15 protein-coding genes are annotated in these 22177 nt (G+C 66.7%); 13 read left to right on the top strand and 2 right to left on the bottom strand.

All coding sequences use genetic code 11. The features are described 5' to 3' along the window. Positions 1-324 precede the first annotated feature (324 nt). Positions 325-1620: a replication initiator protein A gene (locus tag L284_RS42185; RefSeq protein WP_021235446.1), complete on the top strand. Its 1296-nt coding sequence runs from the start codon at positions 325-327 to the stop codon at positions 1618-1620. 1227 nt (positions 1621-2847) lie between these two features. Here L284_RS42185 and L284_RS42190 read toward each other — a convergent pair. Continuing rightward, positions 2848-3999, bottom strand: a complete 1152-nt coding sequence (locus L284_RS42190) for a hypothetical protein (protein ID WP_021235447.1) — start codon at positions 3997-3999, stop codon at positions 2848-2850. Positions 4000-4157: 158 nt separating this feature from the next. Between L284_RS42190 and L284_RS42195 the strand changes: the two genes are divergently transcribed. Further along, positions 4158-5300: a hypothetical protein gene (locus L284_RS42195; protein WP_021235448.1), complete on the top strand. Its 1143-nt coding sequence runs from the start codon at positions 4158-4160 to the stop codon at positions 5298-5300. Positions 5301-5502: 202 nt separating this feature from the next. Then, positions 5503-7092, top strand: a complete 1590-nt coding sequence (locus L284_RS42200; RefSeq protein WP_021235449.1) for a tetratricopeptide repeat-containing sulfotransferase family protein — start codon at positions 5503-5505, stop codon at positions 7090-7092. Between the two features lie 156 nt (positions 7093-7248). Here the strand turns inward: L284_RS42200 and L284_RS42205 are convergent, their stop codons facing one another. Beyond that, the gene (locus tag L284_RS42205; protein WP_031342885.1) at positions 7249-9687 is read right to left on the bottom strand and encodes a TonB-dependent receptor; all 2439 of its coding nucleotides are present in this window, start codon (positions 9685-9687) and stop codon (positions 7249-7251) included. A gap of 701 nt (positions 9688-10388) precedes the next feature. Between L284_RS42205 and L284_RS42210 the strand changes: the two genes are divergently transcribed. From L284_RS42210 to L284_RS42255, 10 genes are all read left to right on the top strand, one after another. Beyond that, the gene (locus L284_RS42210; RefSeq protein ID WP_021235452.1) at positions 10389-10889 is read left to right on the top strand and encodes a CopG family ribbon-helix-helix protein; all 501 of its coding nucleotides are present in this window, start codon (positions 10389-10391) and stop codon (positions 10887-10889) included. Between the two features lie 167 nt (positions 10890-11056). Beyond that, complete coding sequence (locus tag L284_RS42215) at positions 11057-12148, top strand: putative urea ABC transporter substrate-binding protein (RefSeq protein ID WP_021235453.1); 1092 nt, start codon at positions 11057-11059, stop codon at positions 12146-12148. Between the two features lie 55 nt (positions 12149-12203). Continuing rightward, positions 12204-13019, top strand: coding sequence for an ABC transporter permease (locus L284_RS42220; protein ID WP_031342887.1), 816 nt, complete (start codon positions 12204-12206; stop codon positions 13017-13019). Continuing rightward, the gene (locus L284_RS42225) at positions 13016-13804 is read left to right on the top strand and encodes an ATP-binding cassette domain-containing protein (protein ID WP_021235455.1); all 789 of its coding nucleotides are present in this window, start codon (positions 13016-13018) and stop codon (positions 13802-13804) included. The genes L284_RS42220 and L284_RS42225 overlap by 4 nt, the downstream gene beginning before the upstream one ends. A 28-nt stretch (positions 13805-13832) precedes the next feature. Then, positions 13833-14312, top strand: a complete 480-nt coding sequence (locus L284_RS42230) for a CopG family ribbon-helix-helix protein (RefSeq protein WP_021235456.1) — start codon at positions 13833-13835, stop codon at positions 14310-14312. Further along, positions 14309-15133, top strand: coding sequence for an urea amidolyase associated protein UAAP1 (locus L284_RS42235; RefSeq protein ID WP_021235457.1), 825 nt, complete (start codon positions 14309-14311; stop codon positions 15131-15133). The genes L284_RS42230 and L284_RS42235 overlap by 4 nt, the downstream gene beginning before the upstream one ends. Positions 15134-15147: 14 nt before the next feature. Further along, complete coding sequence (locus L284_RS42240; protein ID WP_021235458.1) at positions 15148-15783, top strand: urea amidolyase associated protein UAAP2; 636 nt, start codon at positions 15148-15150, stop codon at positions 15781-15783. Next, complete coding sequence (gene uca, locus L284_RS42245; protein WP_021235459.1) at positions 15780-19415, top strand: urea carboxylase; 3636 nt, start codon at positions 15780-15782, stop codon at positions 19413-19415. Before L284_RS42240 ends, uca begins: the two co-directional genes overlap by 4 nt. Further along, positions 19412-21181, top strand: coding sequence for an allophanate hydrolase (gene atzF, locus L284_RS42250; protein WP_021235460.1), 1770 nt, complete (start codon positions 19412-19414; stop codon positions 21179-21181). The genes uca and atzF overlap by 4 nt, the downstream gene beginning before the upstream one ends. 51 nt (positions 21182-21232) lie before the next feature. Continuing rightward, positions 21233-22174 carry a Vgb family protein gene (locus L284_RS42255; protein WP_021235461.1) on the top strand — a complete coding sequence of 314 codons (942 nt, stop codon included), beginning with the start codon at positions 21233-21235 and terminating at the stop codon, positions 22172-22174. Positions 22175-22177 lie beyond the last annotated feature (3 nt).

Here is a 22177-nt window from a genome sequence, read left to right on the forward strand (position 1 = left end):
GCAGCGCAAGAGAAGGCAGGGGTGACTTCCCCTGCTTTCTTTTTACCCCGCTCCGGAAAGGGCTTCCTTTTTGTGTCTGTTTCCCCGGGGAAACACCTGTTGGTTTCCCCTGCCCTTTCCGTCCGGTGCGTCCCGCGCCCGCAAAGGCCGGAAAACCACGCACAAGTTCTGCACAACCAAGCGCTCCGGGCGTTTGCCCCGGCTTCCGCCGCTCGCCATGATGGCGAGAATCAGCCGAATCCGACGATTCTTGTTTCCCCGGGGAAACAGCGAAGCGCCGTGTCCTGGCTATCCTGTCCATCGTCCTGAGTCCGGAATGAGAGAATGAGTCGCCCACGCAAAGAGACGGCCTCCGAACAGTTCGACCTGTTCCTTCCGTATATCGCGGACCTGCCGATGCGCGACCAGCGCGAGATGATGGAACGGCCGTTCTTCAGCCTCGCCAAGTCCAAACGCGTCAAGCCGATCGATTATACCAGCCCCGACGGCAAGCTCTGGGTCCACGTCTCGGCCAATCCCGACTACGGCATGGCGACGATCTGGGATGCCGACATCCTCATCTACTGCGCCAGCATGCTGGCCGACATGGCGCGGCGCGGCGTTAACGATGTGCCACGCAAGCTCCATCTCATGCCCTACGATCTGCTGCGCGCGATCGGCCGCCCCACTACCGGGCGCGCTTACGAATTGCTAAGCCAGGCGCTCGACCGCCTGGTCGCGACGACGATCAAGACCAATATCCGGGCCGAAAACCGCCGCGAAGCGACCTTCTCCTGGTTGGACGGCTGGACCCAGCTGGTCGACGAGCGCACCGAGCGCTCGCGCGGTATGACGATCGAGCTGTCGAACTGGTTCTGGGAAGGCGTGATGATGAAGGGCGGCGTGCTCTCGATCGACCGGGCCTACTTCGATATTACCGGCGGGCGCGAGCGCTGGCTTTACAAAGTCGCGCGAAAACACGCTGGGGGCGCCGGGGATGCCGGATTTGCCATCTCCATGCCGGTTCTGTTCGAGAAGTCCGGCGCGGAAGGGCAGTATCGCCGCTTCAAGTTCGAAATGCTCAAGCTCGTAGAGAAGGACGACCTGCCAGGCTATGCACTGGCGCTGGAAACCACGCGCGATGGTGAGCCGATGATCCGCATGCGCCGCGTCGACGGCAAGGGCGGGGCGGAGAAAGGGCTGCCCTCGCCCGCTCCGGCCAACGAGGACGAAATGGAAGACGCCGTGGATCGCGCCTTCTCCTCGCCGCGGGCGCCGCTGCCCGAACCGGCCGCTGCCAAACGCTCCGCACCGGCGCGCACGCGCAAGGCCGCGCCCGGCGTTTCCCCAGGGAAACCGGGCAAGGACGTCACTGCTGCGGAACCCGTCGTCGATGCCAGCCAGCTTATCCGCCGCACGGTGATCGGCCTGTCGGAAGCCGCCACGCGCGGCTTCATGACCGATGAGACGATCGACTATCTGCGCCGCACCTGTCCGGGCTGGGACCTCCATGCGCTCCATGCCGAATTCGAACGCTGGGTCTCGCTTGCGCCGGAGCGGACACCCGCCGACTGGCAGCGCGCCTTCATTGGATGGGTCAAGCGCCACCACGAAAAGCACGGCCGCCCGCAGCGGGGGTGAACCAACACCTCAAGCCTTGTCGATACAGCCAAAGGCCCCGGAGCGATCACCGCTTCGGGGCCTTTTCGTGCGCGGATCCGGCGATGATGGCCAGCACCTCGACAAGGCGCTGGATACGTGCCTGCAGGATCACGAAAGAAGTCCTTCAGAAGAACAAATTGGGCGGCGGCGGCGTCGCCGCTACCATAAGCCGATCCGTTGCCGCCTGATCCTTTCTCCGGCCTTCGTGGAAGAACAGGGAGTGTGGGAACAACCGCCCCCGCTTGCGACATCCCGGGCCAACACGTCTTTGCGTTTTGTCTGGGCGAGCCGCCGGCACATGATCGCAAGGGGCCGTTCCCGAAGTGTCGCGTCTCTTCCTAAAAACTAAGCGCACGGCGATGACGCGCTCGTAGCGGAATGGCTGATTGAACCTTTCCGCAAGAGGCGTCCAAAAAAGTGATTCAAATAACCGGCGAAAAATCTAGGCTTCGACACACCAGGAACGCTGGAACGAGCACCTTCGATCTAACGGGAACACGACATCGACCCTTCGGGAACACCCGTTCGACCTTTCGGGAACATCCCCAACGTCACATCGGGAACGTAGCAACGACACTTCAGGAATGCGCGGAAAATGCGAATCGCGAGACTCTCTGCGCTGCCGCGTAAATCCGGCACGCGTAACTTTTCTAACAGAATCGCTCTAACGAGACTTCTAACCGCTGCGCACGAAGTTTCATGTGATTGAGGATATGGGGAAGGGGTCATCCCAAATTGAAAGGTGCTGCCTAGAGTCCGAGGGATCCGGATTCTTACGTCGCACCACAGTTCGAACCGAACGCCAGCCTGCCTGGGGAGAGGTCATGGCCAATCCACGACGCGGCAATGCTCGACAGGCGAATTGAATCACTTCAGCACGCAAACAGACGTTTATTGTGCAACCAGCGCGTCGCTCCCGAAGCCGGTCGAAGCCGATAGGCGCAATTTGCCCCTGAGAAGCCCGTAGAGCGCGTCCAGAGGGAGCCGGGGCATCTACCCCTCGGAAGGTCTGTTTCGGCGTTCTACGAGGCTCCCCATCACACCGCTGAAAACTCACGGTTTTCCGCCATTTTCAGGTGATGGGCGCGCCTTACCCCCCTTGGAGCGCTTTTCTACGCTCTCGGGCCGCGCTTCGGCACCATACTTCGACCCACCCATTTTTCATTGCACCTCTGCGGACGCCACAGCGCCGACTTAGCGGTAAGCTCAGTCCGACAAGCCAGTCACCGACGATCGGCGTAGCAGTCCGTCGATCGCCTGCATGGAGGCTTCGTACTCGTCGATGGCGGAAGAGGTGAGCGCCAACTCGCTAAAGCAGTCCTGCGCAGGCCGGGACGGAGCGTACGAGTAGACCCGCGCGGCATTACGCGATCGATGCGCGCTAGCCAGCCCCTCGGCTGCCAGCGCCGATGTCACGATGCGGACACCTGGCCGTGACACGCCGATCACCTGCTCGATCTGTCGGCCGGACAGCGATCCGAAGCCGGCCAGGAAGATCGCAAGTTCGCGTGACCGGCCGGAGCTGCGACGATCTCGCAGCCGCGTGTCGATCACCGCCACATCGCGTTCCGCTTGTTCCAGCATGTGATCGAGCCGCCGGAAAGCGTCGTGGAGGCCGGCAATTGCCATTGCGGTCGCCATGGCTGCGTCCGTCGCCAGGAAGTCCTCGGCGTCGTGCGGAGCCGCGGGTAGGCTTACGAGACCGGGCAGGGGGACGGCGAGGGGCAGGCCGTGATGCGGGGCAAGATAGCGCCCTGCCAGGATGTCCAGCGCCCACCGGCAATTGGTACCGTCATCGCGGTCGGCGGCAATGCCGCGCACGACGTTCAGGCAGCGTTCCTCGCGGGCGAAACGGGGCGATTTCATAGCCCCTTCAAAGAGGAGGCCGACGGCATGGAAGGGATGACCTTCATCGGAGCGAGCGAGCGCTGAGACAAGCGCGCGGGCCTCTTCGATGACGCTGTGAAGCTCTTCGTGGTCGGCGCCGCCATGGAAATCGGAAGGTGCCATGAAGGCGCGCTGGAGGTGCTCGGCGCTTTGCGCCAGCACCGCCCAGGGGCTGTGCCGCAGCTCGGTAAGAACGGCATGACAGAGCGCCTTGGGAGCGCGTAGACGGCTCGAAGCACCATTCGAAAGCGTCTCCAGCCCAGCGTACCAGGCAAAGAAGCGTTGTTCGGTGAAGGCATGGCCTTCTTGTCGAAGCGCCGCCAGGAGGCTTTCGCGGATGGAACGAGCAGCCAGCCATTGCAGGACGCCGTCGCTGGCGCGGGCGATCCCGATCTGGATACGACCCAGAACGAGGGCGCAGAGGGTGATCGGCTCAAGCTGCGGCGAAGAACAGGCAGGATCGAGCGGCACAAAACACCTATAAACAGCGGCTTATAGAAGGGTGAAAGCTAATGCGATTTAGCTATACACCTTCTTGCGTCAACTTTACACGCACTATCGATAATAGTCTGGTAGTTGCTTTCGGGTGCTTTCGAAGAGATGATGCTTCGCCGCAGGGAGGTCAAGCGATGACGCAAACAGGGGCATCTGAAACGGCTCGGGACGACCTTTCGCAAGCCGAGATCGTCACCGTTCATCCACCTGGAGAGCAGGCGCTTCCGCGGCGGCGTTCGGGCAGCGGCGTGGACCTGCCGGGCAAGCTGGATGCCCTGGTCGCGGATCTGCTAGGCCCGGCGAACCATGCATCCGGGCGACTGCGCGAGGCGCTTGAGCCGCGTTCGGCTACAGGGATCAAGGCACTGGCGAACGATCTCGAGGACTATGCCGCCTACTGCCGTCGCGGACGATTGACGGGGCTGCCGGCCAGCGAGGACCGCCTCGTGCGGTTTATCGAGGACTGCGAAGCGCGGGGGCTCAAGCCGGCGACCATCGCGCGCCGGATGGCTTCGCTGACGCTCGTTCACCGAGTTCTGGGGCTCGGCAGCGAAGGCCAAGGAGAGCGCGTCAAAAATGCCTTGCGCGCTGTGCGGCGGCGCGGCCCTCCTGCGCAGCGGCGTGCCGGTGCGATCCGTGCCGGTGTGCAGGATGTCAGGTCGCCGCCGACGAAGGCGATCACGCTCCAGGCCATGCTCGCAGCCTGTGACCCGGATCCGCCCGGCCTGCGCGATGCGGCTCTGCTCTCGCTGGGATACGAGAGTGGCCTCCCGGTATCGCAACTGCTGGCGGTCGAACTGGCGCGGATCGTGGAGCAGGACGACGGTTCCGCGCATCTTCTGCCACCTGCTCGCGGCGAAGCAGCAGAGGGGGAGACGATTGCGGTGTCATCGCAGACCGTTCGGCGACTCACTGCCTGGGCCGACATGGCGGACATTCGGCACGGTCCCCTGTTCCGCCGGGTCGCCGTGCGGCGGCTCAAGGCGCGCAGCGGCGCGGCGCCGGTCCCTCTGCGCGAGCTTGCATGGAACCATCGGACGGGAGAGGGGCAACTCGGCGCGAAAGCGGCCCGGTCGGCGCGCATCGAATATGCGATCGGCGAGCACGCGCTGACCCCCGCCGCCGTGCGACTGATCGTCAAGCGCAGGGCGCGCCAGGCTGCCGAACGCGGCTTCGTGGATCTACAGGGCAGGGCGCTCGATGCGGCCATAGCGGCATTGAGCGCGAATTCGCTGCGACGGGGCCTTGTGCAGGACGCGCTGTCTGACGACGGGTGAACCCCAGCGACGCCTGCCGCCTCATTTGCAGGATCGAGCCTTGCCGAAGCCGTTGCGTCTTGGCCGAAGCTGGGCAAGAACGGGACTGACGGCAATCTGAGGTGGATCTTGAGCCAGGCGCATTTTCCGGTGTTCCCAACTGCGCTCACGGTAAGGCCGGCGCGATGGTGGCGTAGGGGATGCGAACCGTTCGGGCAGCCATATGCTCGCTGAACAGGAAGCCCGTCGTGCCCTGGCCTCCGGCGATCTGCCAAAGGCCGCGGCGATTGCCAGGAGCTTGACCGAAGCGCACCCGGACTTGCCGCAAGGCTACTTTCTTCTCGGCATGGCCGCCGCCGAGGCGGGGCGGGTGGCCAAGGCGATCCCGCTGGTCGAGGCGGCCGTCGCGCGCGGCGGGGCCGCACCGCAGGCGAGGGCGGAGCATCTCGCGCAGCTTGCCAGACTGCTGGTCCTGGTCCGGCGCGAGGGAGAGGCGGGGGAAACCGCGCGAAAGGCTCTGGACTGTTCACCCGGCGATGCCCTCACGCTGGACACGATCGGCTGCGTCCTGGCGCGGCTCGGGGATCACCAGGGATCGCTGAAGCCGTTCTCCGAAGCTGTCGCGCTGGAGCCTGAGAACCCCGATTTCCGCTACAATCTGGCGGCGGCGAACGGCTTTACCGGCGATGTCGAGGCGGCGCGGCGTCATTACGAGAGGATCCTGTCGCACGATCCCGGAGAGGCGCGCGTCCACTATGCGCTGGCCATTCTTTCGCGGCAGACGGCCGAGGCCAATCACGTCCCCCGCCTGGAGAGAGCGCTGGCGGCGGCCGACACGGCAGGCGATTCCGGCGCTTCGCTGCGCATCCGCTATGCACTGGCCAAGGAACTGGAAGATCTTGGCGATGCGGCGGCATCGCTGCACCATTTGTCCGCCGCCAACCATGCGCAGAAACAGGCGCTCGGCTACCACTTTGCGCAGGATGCAGCGATTTTCGATGCGATGGAACGGCTGTTTTCAGGCGATCCTGCCGCTCTGGCGCCGGGGAGCGGGCGGACAGAGGCCGCGCCGATCTTCGTGGTCGGCATGCCGCGCACCGGCACCACTCTGGTCGATCGCATCCTGTCCTCGCACCCGGCGGTAGAGGCCGCCGGCGAATTGCAGGCGATGCCGCTGGCCGTGAAGCAGCTGGCAGGAACGCCCTCACGCCGCGTCATCGATGCGCAGACCATCGCCGCCAGCGGGGCCATCGATCCGGGTGCGCTGGGCGAGGCCTACCTCAAGCGCGCGCAGGTTCATCTCGGCCTTGGCAGGCCGCGCTTCACGGACAAGCTTCCGGCGAATTTCCTCTATCTCGGCCATATCCTGCGCGCCTTGCCGAAGGCGCGCGTAGTCTGCTTGCGACGCGGTGCCATGGACACCGTCTGGAGCAACTACAAGAACCTCTTCGCCAGCCACTCGGCCTACTATGCCTACTCCTACGACCTGATGGATACGGCGCGCTACTATGGGCGGTTCGATCGGCTGATGGCACAGTGGCAGCGGCTCTGGCCGCAGGCGGTGCTGCAACTTTCCTACGAGCGACTGGTGGCCGACCAGGAGAGCGAGACCCGCCGCCTGCTGGCGCATTGCGGGCTGGACTGGAACGAGGATTGCCTTTCGTTCCACCGGAACCGCGCCGCGGTGGCCACGCCCAGCGCCGCGCAGGTCCGCCGGCCGATGAATGCGGACGGGGTCGGCAGGTGGCGCGCCCATGCGGCGCCACTGGAACCCGCGCGCTTGTGGTTGCAGGAGCAAGGCATCGCCATTTAGGGCGCATGGACTCAGCCCATGCTCCATCTGACATGGATCCCCCCACGCTCCAGGCCGTGCATCGGCCCCCTCGCGGCCAGCTGAAAACGAACGAACGCCGCAACCCGACCGGGCGGCGGCGTTCGGCGGCAAGGGGATGCCGCAGCGCTTGACGGATCAGTACTTGATCCGCGCCTCGATTCCCACGGTGCGCGGATTGACCACGGTCTGGCGGTAATAGCGCACCGCCACCCCGTCGTTCACGCCGATGCGGGAGCGATCCTGCCCGGTGGAGACCACCGCGTACTTGTCGAAGATGTTGTTGGCGAAGAGGCTTACGCTGTACTTGTCCGTTTCGTAGGACAGGGCGGCGCGGTGGAGGACGTAGCTGGGAATCTTGTCGCCGTAACCGCGATCCCAACCGATGCGCGACACGATGTTGCCCCGATAGGTCGCCGTCCAGTTGGCGCTGAGAACGCCGTCACCCATCGGCACCGTATAAGTCGCGCCCAGGCTGCCCGAATTCTTGGCCGAACCGGGCAGGCGGTCGCCCGAGAGCGCGTCGAGCTGCGTGAACTTCGGCCGTCCGTCGTAGTCGTTCGGCACGGTGCGGATGGTGATGATGCCGGGCACGTCCTCGGTCAGCTTGGCATCGGTGTAGGAGTAGCTGCCCTGGATCGCCAGCGCCGGCACCGGCTTGAACTGGAACGTGGTTTCGAAGCCCTGGGACTTGGCGGAACCGCCGTTCACGGTGATCCCGGTCACGCCGTAGAAGGTGGCGGAATCGACCTGGATGCCGTCCCACTTGATATGGAACACGTCGAAGTTGAACGCGAGCTTGCGGTCGAACAGCTGCATGCGCACGCCGATCTCGGCATTGCGGGTCTTGTCCGGGCCGAACTGGACTTCATTGGGCAGGGCGCAGGCGTTCTGCTGGTCGGCGGGTACGGGATCGGGGCAGGGGGCGACCCGGTTCGGCCCGCCGATGCGGTAGCCCTTGCTGTAGGTGCCATAGACCATCAGGTCGGGGGTGAAGTTGTAGGAGGTGTTGAACTTCCAGACCCATCCGTCCTGCTTGGCGGTACCGCCCGCCGGATCGACGTCGTAAGGGCTCAGCGGGTCGCCGAGCAGCGGCAGTACCAGCGCGCCCTCCACCTTGGAACTGTACTTGAAGTAGCGCGCCCCGGCGGTGACCTGCCATTCCGGCGTGACCTTGAAGGTGCCTTCGCCGAACACCGCCTTCTCGGTGATCCGGGACTTCGTATAGCTTACATATTCCAGGTCGTCGGGATTGTTCTCCACTCCGTAGTAGTCGGACAGGCCGGGAACGTGTTCGGCATAGTCGTTATGCAGTTTCTGCCGGTTGTAGAAGCCGCCGAGCACCCAGTTGAACGGACCACCATGAGTCGAGACCAGGCGGATCTCCTGGTTGATCTGCTTGCGCCGGTTGTCGGTCTCGTTCCAGCTGGAGAAGGCGGGGAACAGCTCGTAGTCGTAGTCGAGGTCCAGCAGCAGATCGGTATTGTCCGTGCGCGAGCGGTTGCGCACGTCGGTATAGGCGGTGGTGGAGACGAGATCGACGATGTCCGCGATATTGGCGTCGATTTCCAGGCTGGCCAGATGGGCACGGCGGTTGACCGGCTCCTCGTAGCGGGCGGCGTTCTCGTACCGGCCGGTGCCCAGCACGCCCGCGCTATTGGCCTGCGCCCCATCGGTGCGGGTGCGCTGGAAGGCGTAAGTGACCACCGCCTTCAGATCCTCGGTCGTCTGGACCAGCAGCTGGTTGCGGGTTGTGAAGGTCCGTTCGAAATTGAGATCCTCGCGCCGGCGCAGGTTCTGCGCGAATTCCTCGCGCGTGACGCCGCCGGTGCCGCCCGGCTGCGGCAGGGACACGCCTGGGGTCTGGAGCAGCAGCGGCGAGTCGATGAAGCCCGGATCGTAGTAGTATCCGGTCGCCGAACGGAAGGCGACATGATCGCGCACCAGCGGGATATTGATCATCCCGTCCGCCTGATAGCCGAAGTTCTGCGAATGGCTCTTGGCGTAGAGCCGTCCGTGCGCGTCTCCTTCCCAGGCGTCCACGTTGGGGCGGTTGGGAATGTAGCGGATCGCCCCGGCCAGGGTGCCCAGGCCGTAGAGCGTGCCTTGCGGGCCGAGCAGGGTTTCGACGCGCGCGATGTCGAGCAGCTTGAAATCGTAGTAAAGCGGGACCTCGCCGAGGTAGATGCCCAGGGAATCGTCGTAGCTGGCGCCGCCCGAGGCGATGTCGGAGGCATTGAGCCCGCGCAGCACGATCGAGCCGGTGGAGCCGGGGCCGGTGTCCGAGATCGTCAGGCCGGGGGTGAAGTCGGCCAGGTCGCGCACGTCGTCGATGCGCTGGCGGGCCAGTTCCTCGGCGCCGATGGCGGAGATGTTGACCGGCGTGTCCATGATGGTCGTGGCCCGGCGCGTGCCGGTGACGACGATGGCGTCTCCGGTATCGGCAAGATCGGTGCTCTGCTGCCCCGTGGCTTGCTGCTCCGTGCTGTCCTGCGCCCAGACGGGCATGGCGCCGGCAGCGGCCGTGAAGATCGTCGCGGACAGCAGCGCCGCCCTCATATTCGCGCGATGTGTCATGTCTTCCCTGTCCTTGGATAAGGCCCCGCGCTTCGGCCTGCCTGCGCCGCAAGATCGGGTGCCGCTTGTTCTGGCATGACGGGCCGGCCATCTTCGCGGATGTCGCGCCGGCGCGTTTCTTCGTGTCCGGCATCGCCGGAAGGCGGGCCGGGGTTCTATGGTCAGGCTTCTCCGAGATCCGGTGCGCGATGCGCAGGATCAGGGACGGAGCGGCAGAGGCATCTACGGATCCACCGGCTGGCGCTGATCCTCTGTCGATGCCGGAACGATGTGGATCTCATCGCATGGAAAAACGTCGTTTGAGAGAACCGAGCAGAAGATGGGCAGTCGTTCCATCGAAAACCTCCCTCCGGGTCGGTATGACGACCCGTTGTCTACGGATTTTCTCTCCCGGTTCCCGTCGCTCTGCCAGGCGACCCTTCATCACGGTATGGATATTACGATTCGCGTCAAGAGTATTAATTAGGATTGTGCGACTCGCTGGAGGCCGCGCCCTCGCGTCCCCCCAAGGGCCGGACCAGCCATGGCAGCCTCGTGGATAATACGGCTGGTATAAACAGTAATAATAATGATGGAGGTCATCATCCGTTTCGGGGTAGCTGCCGGTTTGGACGGGCGGCCTGGACGGAAAGCCCGCCTGCGGTTAGTCGAGGGAGGATGTACCGCACGAGGATCGCCACCATGGCCGCAAGGCTTGCCGCATGAGCACCGACGCCGCCAATCTGGCGCGGCTCAGCATGAGCCTCCCGGCCGAGCTGTTCCGCCAGCTCGACATGATGGTGGAGGAGCGCGGCCTGCCTTCGCGTTCGCAACTGATCGCCGAACTGATCCGCCACGCCCTGGCCGAGCACGAGGCGCTGACCCGGCCGGAGGAGATGCTGGCCGGCACCATCACGCTGGTCTATCGCGGCGATCGGGGACGGGTCCGCCAGCAGCTTGCGGAAAGCCAGGCCGAGTACCTGAAGGAAGTGATCTCCTCGCAGCACGTCTTCCTGGAAGACGACCAGTCGCTGGAAGTGCTGCTGGTGCAGGGGCCGGCCATCCGCCTCAAGGCGCTCTGCGATGGCTTGCGGGCGATCCGGGGCGTGCAGCAGCTTGAACTCGTCACCACCACGGCGCTGCTGCCGCCGCTTCACGATGCCGTCAAACCCCCGGCGACCAAGCGCGCAGGCAAAGCCGCCAAGGGTACGGCGGCGGCCTGAGTTCGCACCCAGCCGCATCCGTCGCTTCGGGTTCGCCCACCGGCGCCGCAGGTTCGGCCGCACCGGGCCATTATCCGACGGTATTACAAAAATGATGAGACGTAATATTTTCTGGTAGACAAGGCTTCCGTTCGCAGCAATGCTGCACTGCGAAAGGGGACCGAGTCATGATCGCACCAATCCGTCAGATGGCCAGGATCGCAATGGTGACGGGAGTGGCCGTGGGGGCTCTGCTGACCGCCGCCTGCTCCCAGACCGCGGAGGCGCCCAAGGCGCGCACGGAGTTCAGCATCGGCTGGTCGATCTATGCGGGCTGGATGCCCTGGCCCTATGCCCAGCAGGCCGGCATCGTCAAGAAATGGGCCGACAAGTACGGCATCACGATCAAGGTGGTGCAGGTCAACGACTACGTGGAATCGGTGAACCAGTACACCGCCGGCAAGCTCGACGGCGTGACCGTGGCGAACATGGATGCACTGACGATCCCCGCTGCCGGCGGCAAGGACACCAGCGCCATCATCGTGGGCGACTATTCCAACGGCAACGACGGCATCCTGGTCAAGGGCGGCGGCGATCTCAAGTCCCTGAAGGGACAGTCGATCAACCTCGCGGAGCTTTCGGTGTCGCACTACCTGCTGGCGCGCGGCTTGTCCTCGGTGGGTCTCCAGCTCAAGGACGTGCGTACCGTCAACACCGGAGACGCCGATATCGTCGGCGCTTTCGCCAGCCCGGACGTCAAGGCGGCGGCGGCCTGGAATCCGCAGCTCACCGCCATGAAGGCGCTGCCGGGCGCCGGCCAGGTGTTCAGTTCGGCCGACATTCCCGGCGAGATCCTGGACCTGCTCTGCGTCGACACCGCCACGCTCAAGGCCAATCCGAAGCTGGGCAAGGCGCTGGCGGGCATCTGGTACGAAACGACCGCGCTGATGACGCGGCAGGACGCACAGGGCAAGGCGGCGCGCGCCGCCATGGCCAAGCTGGCGGGCGCCTCGCCCGAGGCTTTCGACGGGCAGCTCAGCACCACCTATCTCTATTCCGACCCGAAGGCGGCCGTCGCCGCCACGGACTCGCCCGCGCTCGTCACCACGATGGCGCGGGTGCGCGATTTCAGCTTCTCCAGGGGTCTGTTCAAGGGCGCCACTTCGGCCGACGCGGTGGGAATGTCCTTCCCGGGCAACGAGACCCTGGGCGATCCGCAGCGCGTGACGCTGCGTTTCGACGACAGCTTCATGAAGATGGCCGCAGAGGGCAAGCTCTGAGATCCCGGGTGCGAAATCCGCAACCAGCGGGTTTCCTAGCAATGGAAGCACGACAATGCGTTGGGTGAATCGTCAGGTCGGGCGAGGGGGGCGAGTGCTCCTCGGCGCGGTGCCGATCCTGTTGCTCCTGCTGGTCTACCTCGTCCTGGCGGCCGGCCGTCATGAGGCGAATCCTGCCGACAAGATCCTGCCGCTCCCCGGAGCCATGGCGGAGAGCATGGCGGCGCTGATGTTCGTCCCCGACCAACTCACCGGGCAACTGGTGTTCTGGGCCGATACCCTGGCCAGCCTCCAGCGGCTGGGCATCGGGCTTGGCATCTCCACGCTTTCGGCCCTGGTGGTCGGCCTTGCGCTCGGCGCGCTGCCGCCGGTTCGCGCGACGTTCGGCCCGCTCGTCACCGGCATCGCCGTGATCCCGCCGATCGCGCTCCTGCCGATCCTGTTCATCGCGCTGGGCCTGGGCGAGACCGCCAAGGTGGCGCTGATCGTCATCGGCATAGCGCCGGTGATGATCCGCGACATCGCCGCGCACGTCTCCGCCCTGCCGCGCGAACAGATCATCAAGGCGCAGACACTGGGGGCCAGCAGCTGGCAGGTCATCCTGCGCGTCGCGCTGCCCCAGGCCATGCCGCGCCTGCTCCATGCCATGCGCATGGCGCTGGGGCCGGGCTGGGTCTTCCTGATCTCCGCCGAAGCCATCGCCTCGGACGTCGGGCTGGGCTACCGGATCTTCCTGGTGCGGCGCTATCTCGCGATGGACGTGATCATCCCCTACGTCGCCTGGATCGCGCTGCTGGCCATCGCGATGGACGTCGCGCTGGCAGCGCTCAGCCGCCGATCGTTTCCCTGGGCCCATGGAGAACGCCATTGAGCACGCTCCTCAGCCTTCGCGACATCTGGGTCGAATACGGCGACCGCATCATCATCGAGAAGCTCGATCTCGACATCGCCGCCGGATCCTTCGTCTCGGTGGTCGGCCCTTCCGGGGCGGGCAAGAGCAGCTTCCTGCGCCTGATCTTGGGCCAGGAAGCACCGAGCCGGGGCACGATCCTGCTGGACGGCGAACCGCTGGCGCCCGAGTGCGGGCCGGATCGCGGCGTGGTGTTCCAGCGCTATTCGGTGTTCCCGCATCTTTCCGCGCTGGGCAACACGATGCTGGGCATGGAATGCGCGCAGTCTCCGTTCAGCGCGCGCCTGTTCGGCGCCGCCCGCCGCGCCGCGCGGGACGAGGCGGCGGCCATGCTCCAGGCGGTGGGGCTGGGCGACAGCCTGCACCTCTATCCCGCGCAGATGTCGGGCGGGATGCAGCAGCGGCTGGCGATCGCGCAGGCGCTGGTAAAGCGGCCGCGCATCCTGCTGCTCGATGAGCCCTTCGGCGCGCTCGATCCGGGCATCCGCGCGGACATGCACGCGCTGATCCGCAGCCTCTGGCGCGACTATGCCCTGACCATCGTGATGGTGACGCACGACATCCGCGAGGCCTTCACACTGGGCACGCGCGTGCTCGCGCTCGACAAGCGCCGCCACGATCCGCACGCCCCGCATCGCTTCGGCGCCACGGCGGTCTACGACCTGCAATTGCGCGAACGTCCGGAAGATCATGCGCCGGAAAACGACGCTGAAGCTCCATTGCCTACGAGTATTACGATTGACTAGATAGGTAATAACTGGAAAGAGGGTTCCCATGAGCTCCGAATCCACAAGCCTGGCGCGGCTCAGCATGAGCCTCCCGGCGGGCCTCTTCAGACAACTCGACATGATGGTGGCGGAACGCGGATTGCCGTCCCGCTCCCAGTTGATAGCCGAACTGATCCGCCACGCGCTGGCGGAGCACGAATCCCTCATGCGCCCGGACGAGATGCTCGCCGGCACCATCACCCTGGTCTATCGCGGCGAGCGCGGCCGTGTGCGGCACCAGCTTTCGCAGACGCAGGCCAGTTATCTCAAGGAAGTGATCTCCTCGCAGCATGTCGTGCTGGAGGACGACCAGTCCCTCGAAGTTCTTCTCGTGCAGGGTCCCGCCATCAGGCTGAAGGAACTCTGCGACGCCATCCGCCGGGTCCGCGGCGTGCAGCAGCTGGAACTGGTCACCACGACCTCGCTCCTGCCGCCGCTGCACGACCAACAGGCCGGCCATCACCCCCTGAACGGAGCGCCTTCATGACCGCAACCCTGGCCAACCCGCTTGCCGCGCGCGATCATGCGCGGGCCATGGAAGGCACTCTGGCCGAAGCCATGCCGATCGTGCCGCCGGTGGCGGACGATCTGCCGGCGGAGGTCGCCGCGCAGGATCTGCTCTGGGAAGAGACAGTGGCGGCAGGCGGCTATGCCACGCGGCGCCTGCCGCGCGGGGCGCGGCTGCGGCTGATCGACCTTCACGGCGATGCCTGCGCCTCGATCCTGCTGTTCAACGCCGAGATGCCGAGCGAGCGGCTCAACGTGGCCGATACCGTCAAGGTCCAGTGGAACGCCTACCTCGGCGCGGGCAAGCTGCTGCTGTCCGACATGGGCCGCGTGTTGATGAGCATCCTGACGGACGAGGCGGGCACGCACGACACGTTCTGCGGCACCTCCAATGCCGCCATCAACGCCGCCAAATACGGAGAGGGCCGCAATAGCGGCGCTTTCCCCAGCGGGCGCGACAGGTTCCTGCTGGGCGCGGCGAAGCACGGTCTCGGCCGCCGCGACGTGCATCCCTGCGTGACGCTGTTCAAGGGCGCCCGCATCGAGAGTGACGGCACGATCACGCCCGAGGTCGGTCCTTTCGCGCCGGGCCGCAGCCTGGTGCTGCGCGCCGAGATGGAGGTGATCGTGGTGATCGCCAACGTCCCGCACGTTCTCGATCCCCGCCCGGCGTGGAACGTGACCCCGCTGCGCGCCACCGCCTGGCGCGGCGCCGTCACCGGCGAGGACGACCCCGTCCGCCAGGCGACGCCGGAGGGCCTGCGCGCCTTCAGGAACGTCGAAGATTATTTCCGCCGCTGAAAGGACACGCGATCATGAGCACCGATCCCCATTTGTCCGGCCTCGACGGCACCGTCGTCCACGACGTCGTCGTTCCCGCCCGCGCGCCCTGGCTGCACCACGTCAAGGCCGGGCAGACGCTGCGCATCGTCGACCTCGAAGGCAACCAGGCCGTCGACTTCCTGCTCTATTCCGCCGCGGACGATGCCGAGCGCTACAGCGCGCAGGATACCGTCTCGGCCCAGGGCAACCTCTTCCTGCGGCAGGGCACCCGGCTGCTTTCGAACGAAGGCAATGCGCTGATGACGATCGCCGCCACCTCGGTCGACTACCACGATACCATCGGCGGCGCCTGCTCCTGCGAATCCAACACCCTGCGCTACGGCCACCACACGAAGGCGGAGCATGCCTGCGTCGAGAACTTCCTGGAAGCCAACCTGATGGAAGGGCGCGGCAAGCGCGATATCGTCTCCAACATCAACTTCTTCATGAACGTACCGGTGGAGCCGGACGGGTCACTGGGCATCGTCGACGGTATCTCCGCGCCGGGCCTGACCGTGGACCTGCGGGCGGAAATGGACGTGATCGTGGTCGTGTCCAACTGTCCGCAGGTCAACAACCCCTGCAACGGGTTCAATCCCACCCCCGTGCGCATGATCGTCGCGGCATGAGCTTCGACACGGTTCTGATCGCCAACCGGGGCGCGATCGCCACCCGCATCATCCGCACCCTGCGGCGCATGGGCCTTAAGTCCGTCGCCGTCTACTCGGAGGCGGACGAAGGCTCGGCCCACGTCACCCAGGCGGACGAGGCGGTGTGCATCGGCGGCGCCAAGGCGTCCGAAAGCTACCTGAACATCGCCGCGATCCTCGATGCGGCACGAAAGACCGGGGCGGGCGCGATCCACCCCGGCTACGGTTTCCTGGCCGAGAACGTCGAGTTCGCCGAGGCCTGCGCCGCCGCCGGGATCGTCTTCATCGGCCCGACGCCGGACAATATCCGCACGTTCGGCCTCAAGCACAGCGCCCGCGCGCTGGCTGCGGCGCACGGCGTGCCGTTGGCGCCGGGAACCGACCTGCTGACCGATGCGGAAGCGGCCGTCGTGGCGGCGTCAGGGATCGGCTATCCGGTGATCCTCAAGGCCACGGCCGGAGGCGGCGGCATCGGCATGAAGGTCTGCGAGAACGAGGCAGACCTGCGCGAGCACTTCGCTGCCGTCGCGCGGCTCGGCCTGAGCAATTTCGGCGACGCCAGCGTCTTTCTCGAACGCTACGTGCGCCGTGCGCGCCATATCGAGGTGCAGCTGTTCGGCGACGGCGAGGGCCGCGTCATGGCGCTTGGCGAGCGCGACTGCTCGCTGCAGCGCCGCAACCAGAAAGTGGTCGAGGAAGCACCGGCGCCGCACCTGCCGCAGCACGTTCGCGAGCGGCTGTTCGCATCGGCCGTGCGGCTGGGCGAGGCGGCGCGTTATCGCTCGGCCGGCACGGTGGAGTATCTCTACGATGCCGACCGCGAGGAGTTCTTCTTCCTGGAGATGAACACCCGCCTCCAGGTGGAACACGGCGTGACCGAGATGGTCATGGGGGTCGACCTGGTCGAATGGATGGTACGCGGCGGCGCGGGGGATTTCGCGTTCCTCGATGCCGCAGGAGCGCTGCCCACGGCGGGTTCGTCTCTGGCACCCAGCGGCCATTCCGTGCAGATGCGCCTCTATGCCGAGGATCCCGCGCTCGACTATCGCCCGACTTCCGGGCAGCTGACCTGCGTCGAATTCCCCGAAGACATCCGCGTCGAGACCTGGTGCGAGTCCGGCAGCACGGTCAGCGCCTGGTACGATCCGATGCTGGCCAAGCTGATCGTCCATGCGCCCACGCGCGGGCAGGCCGTCGCGGCGGCGCAGGCGGCGCTGGACGCCAGCCGGGTGGACGGGATCGAGACCAATTTGCGCTGGCTGCGCGACGTCGTGCGCTCGCAAGCCTTCGTCAGCGGCGAGGTCTCGACCCGCGTGCTCGACACCATCGCCTATCGCCCCCGCGCTTTCCGCGTCGTCAGCGGCGGCACGGCCACGACCGTGCAGGACTGGCCGGGCCGCCAGAAGCTGTGGGCGGTGGGTGTGCCGCCTTCGGGGCCGATGGACGACCAGTCGTTCCGCCTCGGCAACCGGCTGCTCGGCAATCCCGAAGGCACCGCCGGCCTGGAAGCGACCAGCACCGGGCCGACCCTGAACTTCGTCGCGCCGGCGCGGATCTGCCTCATGGGCGCGGACTTCGGCGCCACGCTGGACGGCGTGCCGGTCTCGCGCGGCGTGCCGACCGATGTGGCGGCGGGACAGATCCTGGCGATGGGCCGCGCTACGGCCGGAGGGCTGCGCGGCTATATCCTCTTCGCGGGAGGGCTGGACATCGCGCCCTATCTGGGCAGCCGCAGCACATTCGAGCTGGGTCAGTTCGGCGGCCATGCCGCGCGGCGCCTGCTCGCGGGGGACACGCTGCACCTGGCGGGAGGCGCGACCGAAGCCGCGCTGCCGGCGGCGGACTTGCCCGAAGTGGGCAACGAATGGACCCTGCGCGTGCTCTACGGCCCGCACGGCGCGCCCGATTTCTTCACCGGCGAGGACGTGACCACCATCCTGGGCGCGGAGTGGAAGGTCCACTACAACTCCAACCGCACCGGCGTGCGCCTGATCGGCCCCAAGCCGCGCTGGGCCCGCACGGACGGCGGCGAGGCGGGCCTCCACCCCTCAAACATCCACGACAACCCCTATGCCATCGGCGCGGTGGACTTCACCGGCGACATGCCGATCATCCTGGGGCCGGACGGGCCCTCGCTCGGCGGCTTCGTCTGTCCTTTCGTGGTGATCGCGGCGGACCGCTGGAAGATCGGCCAGCTCTCCCCGGGAGACAAGCTGCGCTTCGCTCCAGTCACCATCGCCGACGCGGCGGCGGCGGACGCGGCGCAGCGCGCCCTGCTGAAGACCGGCACCGCGCCCGTACCCGCACGGGCCCGTTCGCTGGAGACGCTCAGCCCGATCCTGGCGCAATTCCCGGAAGGCCCCGGCCGCCCGCGCACGGTCTACCGCCAGCAGGGCGACCGCAACATCCTGGTCGAATACGGCCCGATCGTTCTCGACATCGAACTGCGCATCCGCGTCCACGCGCTGATGACCGAACTGGAGCGGTTCGCCGCCCCCGGCATCGTCGATATCGTGCCCGGCATCCGCTCGCTCCAGCTCCACTTCGACGGGGCGGCGATGGACCAGCAGGCGGCGCTGGACATGCTGGTGGCGGCCGAGGCGCGGCTGGGCGACCTGGAAGATTTCGCGATCCCCTCGCGCATCGTCCACCTCCCGCTCAGCTGGCGCGATCCGGCGACGATCGAGACGATCGAGAAATACATGGCCACCGTCCGCGACGATGCGCCCTGGTGCCCTGACAACATCGAGTTCATCCGCCGCATCAACGGCCTGCCCGACGCGGCGGCGGTGGAGAACCTGATCTTCGAGGCGAGCTATCTCGTGATGGGGCTGGGGGACGTCTATCTCGGCGCGCCGGTCGCGACGCCGGTGGATCCGCGTCACCGGCTGGTCACCACCAAGTACAACCCCGCGCGCACCTGGACACCGCCCAACGTCGTGGGCATCGGCGGCGCCTACATGTGCATCTACGGCATGGAAGGGCCGGGCGGCTACCAGCTGTTCGGGCGCACCATCCCGGTCTGGAACACCTATCGCCAGAGCCCGGAAGGGTCGGGCGGCGCCTTCACCGAAGGCAAACCCTGGCTGCTGCGCTTCTTCGACCAGATCCGCTTCTATCCGGTGAGCGCCGAGGAGCTGACGGAGTGGCGGCGCGAGTTTCCGGCCGGACGCCGATCGATCCGCATCGAACCTTCCGAGTTCCGCCTGGCCGACTACCGCGCCTACCTGGCGGAGAATGCGGAAGGCATCGCCGCTTTCGAGGCGCGCCGCCAGGCGGCCTTCGACGAGGAGCGCGCGGAATGGCAGCGGCGCGGAGAGTTCGACCACGCGGCCGACCTTGCCGAAGCGGACGCGCCGCCTGCCGCCGCGATCGTCCTTCCCGAAGGATCGGACCTCGTCGAGGCGCCCTACGGCGGCAGCGTCACCCGGCTGCTGGTGGCGGCGGGTGACAGGATCGAGGCGGGCGACAGGATCGCGGTGATAGAGGCGATGAAGATGGAATGTTCGGTGGAGAGTCCCGGCAGCGGCACGGTAGCGGCCCTCTACATGCGCGAGGGGCAGTCGCTCCAGCCCGGTGCGCCGATGCTGGCGCTGAGGAAGACGGCATGAGCGTTCACGATTGCACGAGCGCCGGCGCTGTCGCCGCTTCAGTCCGCTCCGGCGAGACCAGCGCCGTCGCCGTGGCCGAGGCCGCGCTCGCGCGCATCGCGGCATATGACGCCGTCCAGCCGCACATCTGGATCAGTCGGGCAAGCCGCGAAGACGTGCTCGAGGCCGCTCGCGCGGTGGACGCGCGGGTGGCGGCGGGAGAGGACCTGCCGCTGGCGGGCGTGCCCTTCGCCGTGAAGGACAATATCGACGTCGCGGGTTTCGAGACGACCGCAGCCTGCCCCGCCTTCGCCTATGCGCCCGAAAGCGACGCGGGCGTGATCGAGCGGCTGCTTGCGGCGGGCGCGGTCTGCGTGGGCAAGACCAACCTCGACCAGTTCGCCACCGGCCTCAATGGGACCCGCAGCCCTTACGGCATCCCGCGCAATGCCTCCAACCTCGCCTATGTCAGCGGCGGGTCGAGTTCGGGCTCGTCGATCGCCGTTGCGGCAGGGCTGGTGCCTTTCGCCCTCGGGACCGACACCGCCGGATCGGGCCGCGTCCCGGCGGCGTTCAACCATCTCGTCGGGTTCAAGCCCACGAAAGGCCGGTGGAGCACGCGGGGGCTGGTTCCGGCCTGCCGCACCATCGACTGCATCACCGTCTTCACCCACGACACCGCCGATGCGCGACTGGTGGACCGGGTGGTGGCCGGTTTCGACGTGGCGGATCCGTTTTCCAAGGCGCTGGCGGACCGCGCCCTGCCGGTGAAGCGCATAGGCGTGCCGCGACGCGATCAGCGGGTGTTCTTCGGGGACGGGGAGTCGGAATATCTCTACGACCGGGCGCTGGAGACGCTGGCGGGCCTGGGCGAGATCGTCGAGATAGACATGGCCCCGCTGCTGGAAGCGGCGCAGTTGCTCTACGGCGGCCCCTGGGTCGCCGAGCGTACCGCCGCCATGCGGGACATCCTCGCCCGCGACCCGCTGGCGGTGGACCCGACGGTACGCGCCGTGGTCGAACCCGGCGCGGCGATCGCGGCGGTCGAACTGTTCGACGGCATATACCGCATGGCCGATCTCAAGCGCCACGCGGATCTCCTGTGGGGGGAGATCGACCTGCTGGCTTTCCCGACCACCGGCACGACCTACCGCGTGGCCGAGATGCTGGCGGCGCCCGTGGCGCTCAACAGCAACCTGGGGCTCTACACCAATTTCGTGAACCTGCTGGACATGGCCGCGCTGGCCGTCCCCGCAGGCTCTCGCGCGAATGCCACGGGCTTCGGGATCACCCTGATCGGCCCGGCCGACACCGACCGCGCCCTGCTGGACGCGGCCGATGCCTACCTTTCGGCGGCGGACCTCGGGCCGCCGCCGCCACTCGACCTGGAGGGAAGAATGCAGACCGTGAAACTCGCCGTCGTCGGCGCCCATCTCAAGGACATGCCGCTGCACTGGCAGCTCACCTCGCGCGATGCCGCCTTCGTGGGCGCGTTCGAGACTGCGCCGACCTATCGGCTCTATGCCATGGCAGACAGCGTGCCGCCCAAGCCCGCGCTGGTGCATGACGAAGGCGGCGCGCCGATCAAGGTCGAGGTCTACGAACTGGGCGTCGCCGAGTTCGGCAGCTTCACCGTGGACGTGCCCGCGCCGCTGGCGATCGGCACGGTCACCCTGGCGGACGGCTCCAGCGTCAAGGGCTTCGTCGCGGAGCCGCGCGCGCTGAACGGCGCCGAGGACATCACCGACCTCGGCGGCTGGCGCGCCTATATCGCGAGCCGGGCCTGAGGGAACGGGCTCTACGAATCGGCGGAAAATCCCCTCATCGAAGGAACACATATGCGGCCGTACAAGCGTCTTGCCCCTGCGATCCTCTCCCTTGCCGCCGCCGCGACGATGATCGCGGCTCCGGCCGGGGCGCAGCAGGCGCAGGTCATTCCGGTGCCGGGCTTCGCCGATTTCCTGGCGGTGGACGGCCAGACCGTGTGGGTCACCAATCGCGACCGGGTCGAGCGCTGGTCGCGCACCGGCAAGCTGGCCGAAGTGGCGATGTCGCGCGCCTGCGGGGCCATGACCATCGCCTATGGGTCGCTCTGGGTGGCCGATTGCCAGGAAGCGGCGGTAAAGCGCATCGACATCCGCTCGGCCAAGGTCGTCGCCACGATCCCCACCGGGATCGCCAACCTGCAAGGCGAACTCAACGTCGCGGCGGGGGCTGGATCGATCTGGGTGGCCAGCGACGAGAAGGGCACGGTCTCCCGCATTGATCCCCGCACGAACGAGGTTGCGGCCAGGATCGCCGTCGATCCCGGAACCTGGTATCTCGCCTTCGGCCATGGCGCGCTCTGGGCGGTCAGCGCATCGGCCCGCTCGTTGCAGCGCATCGATCCCGCTACCGACGCAGTGACGGCGCGCACCGCCGTGGGCGCAGAGCCGGGTTTCCTGGCGGCAGGCGAAGGCGCGGTCTGGCTGCAGGAACAGGGCGACGGCACCGTCGCCCGGATCGATCCTGCCAGCGTGACGGTCACCGGCCGCATCAAGGTGGGCGAGAATCTGAAGTGGGGCGATATCGACACCGGCGGCGGCAAGGTCTGGCTGCGCACGACCGACGACCAGCTGTTCGCCGCGATCGACCCCCGCACCATGACCGTCACCGCGCGCATCGGCAAGCCGGCGGGCAGCGGCGCCGTGCGCTACACGCCGGCGGGCGTCTGGACCACGGCGCACGACGAGCGCACCCTTTCATGGTGGAGCCGGGCGGAACTGAAGAAACTCCGGTGAAAC

The organism is Novosphingobium lindaniclasticum LE124 (assembly GCF_000445125.1).
Taxonomy (GTDB): domain Bacteria; phylum Pseudomonadota; class Alphaproteobacteria; order Sphingomonadales; family Sphingomonadaceae; genus Novosphingobium; species Novosphingobium lindaniclasticum.

Excerpts from the sequence above, each read along its gene's own strand:
- L284_RS42235 (WP_021235457.1), top strand. The coding sequence starts at position 14,309 with ATGACCGCAACCCTGGCCAACCCGCTTGCCGCGCGCGATCATGCGCGG.
- uca (WP_021235459.1), top strand. The coding sequence starts at position 15,780 with ATGAGCTTCGACACGGTTCTGATCGCCAACCGGGGCGCGATCGCCACC.
- L284_RS42255 (WP_021235461.1), top strand. The coding sequence starts at position 21,233 with ATGCGGCCGTACAAGCGTCTTGCCCCTGCGATCCTCTCCCTTGCCGCC.
- L284_RS42215 (WP_021235453.1), top strand. The coding sequence starts at position 11,057 with ATGATCGCACCAATCCGTCAGATGGCCAGGATCGCAATGGTGACGGGA.
- L284_RS42230 (WP_021235456.1), top strand. The coding sequence starts at position 13,833 with ATGAGCTCCGAATCCACAAGCCTGGCGCGGCTCAGCATGAGCCTCCCG.
- L284_RS42220 (WP_031342887.1), top strand. The coding sequence starts at position 12,204 with ATGCGTTGGGTGAATCGTCAGGTCGGGCGAGGGGGGCGAGTGCTCCTC.
- L284_RS42185 (WP_021235446.1), top strand. The coding sequence starts at position 325 with ATGAGTCGCCCACGCAAAGAGACGGCCTCCGAACAGTTCGACCTGTTC.
- L284_RS42195 (WP_021235448.1), top strand. The coding sequence starts at position 4,158 with ATGACGCAAACAGGGGCATCTGAAACGGCTCGGGACGACCTTTCGCAA.
- atzF (WP_021235460.1), top strand. The coding sequence starts at position 19,412 with ATGAGCGTTCACGATTGCACGAGCGCCGGCGCTGTCGCCGCTTCAGTC.
- L284_RS42200 (WP_021235449.1), top strand. The coding sequence starts at position 5,503 with ATGCTCGCTGAACAGGAAGCCCGTCGTGCCCTGGCCTCCGGCGATCTG.
- L284_RS42210 (WP_021235452.1), top strand. The coding sequence starts at position 10,389 with ATGAGCACCGACGCCGCCAATCTGGCGCGGCTCAGCATGAGCCTCCCG.
- L284_RS42205 (WP_031342885.1), bottom strand. The coding sequence starts at position 9,687 with ATGACACATCGCGCGAATATGAGGGCGGCGCTGCTGTCCGCGACGATC.
- L284_RS42240 (WP_021235458.1), top strand. The coding sequence starts at position 15,148 with ATGAGCACCGATCCCCATTTGTCCGGCCTCGACGGCACCGTCGTCCAC.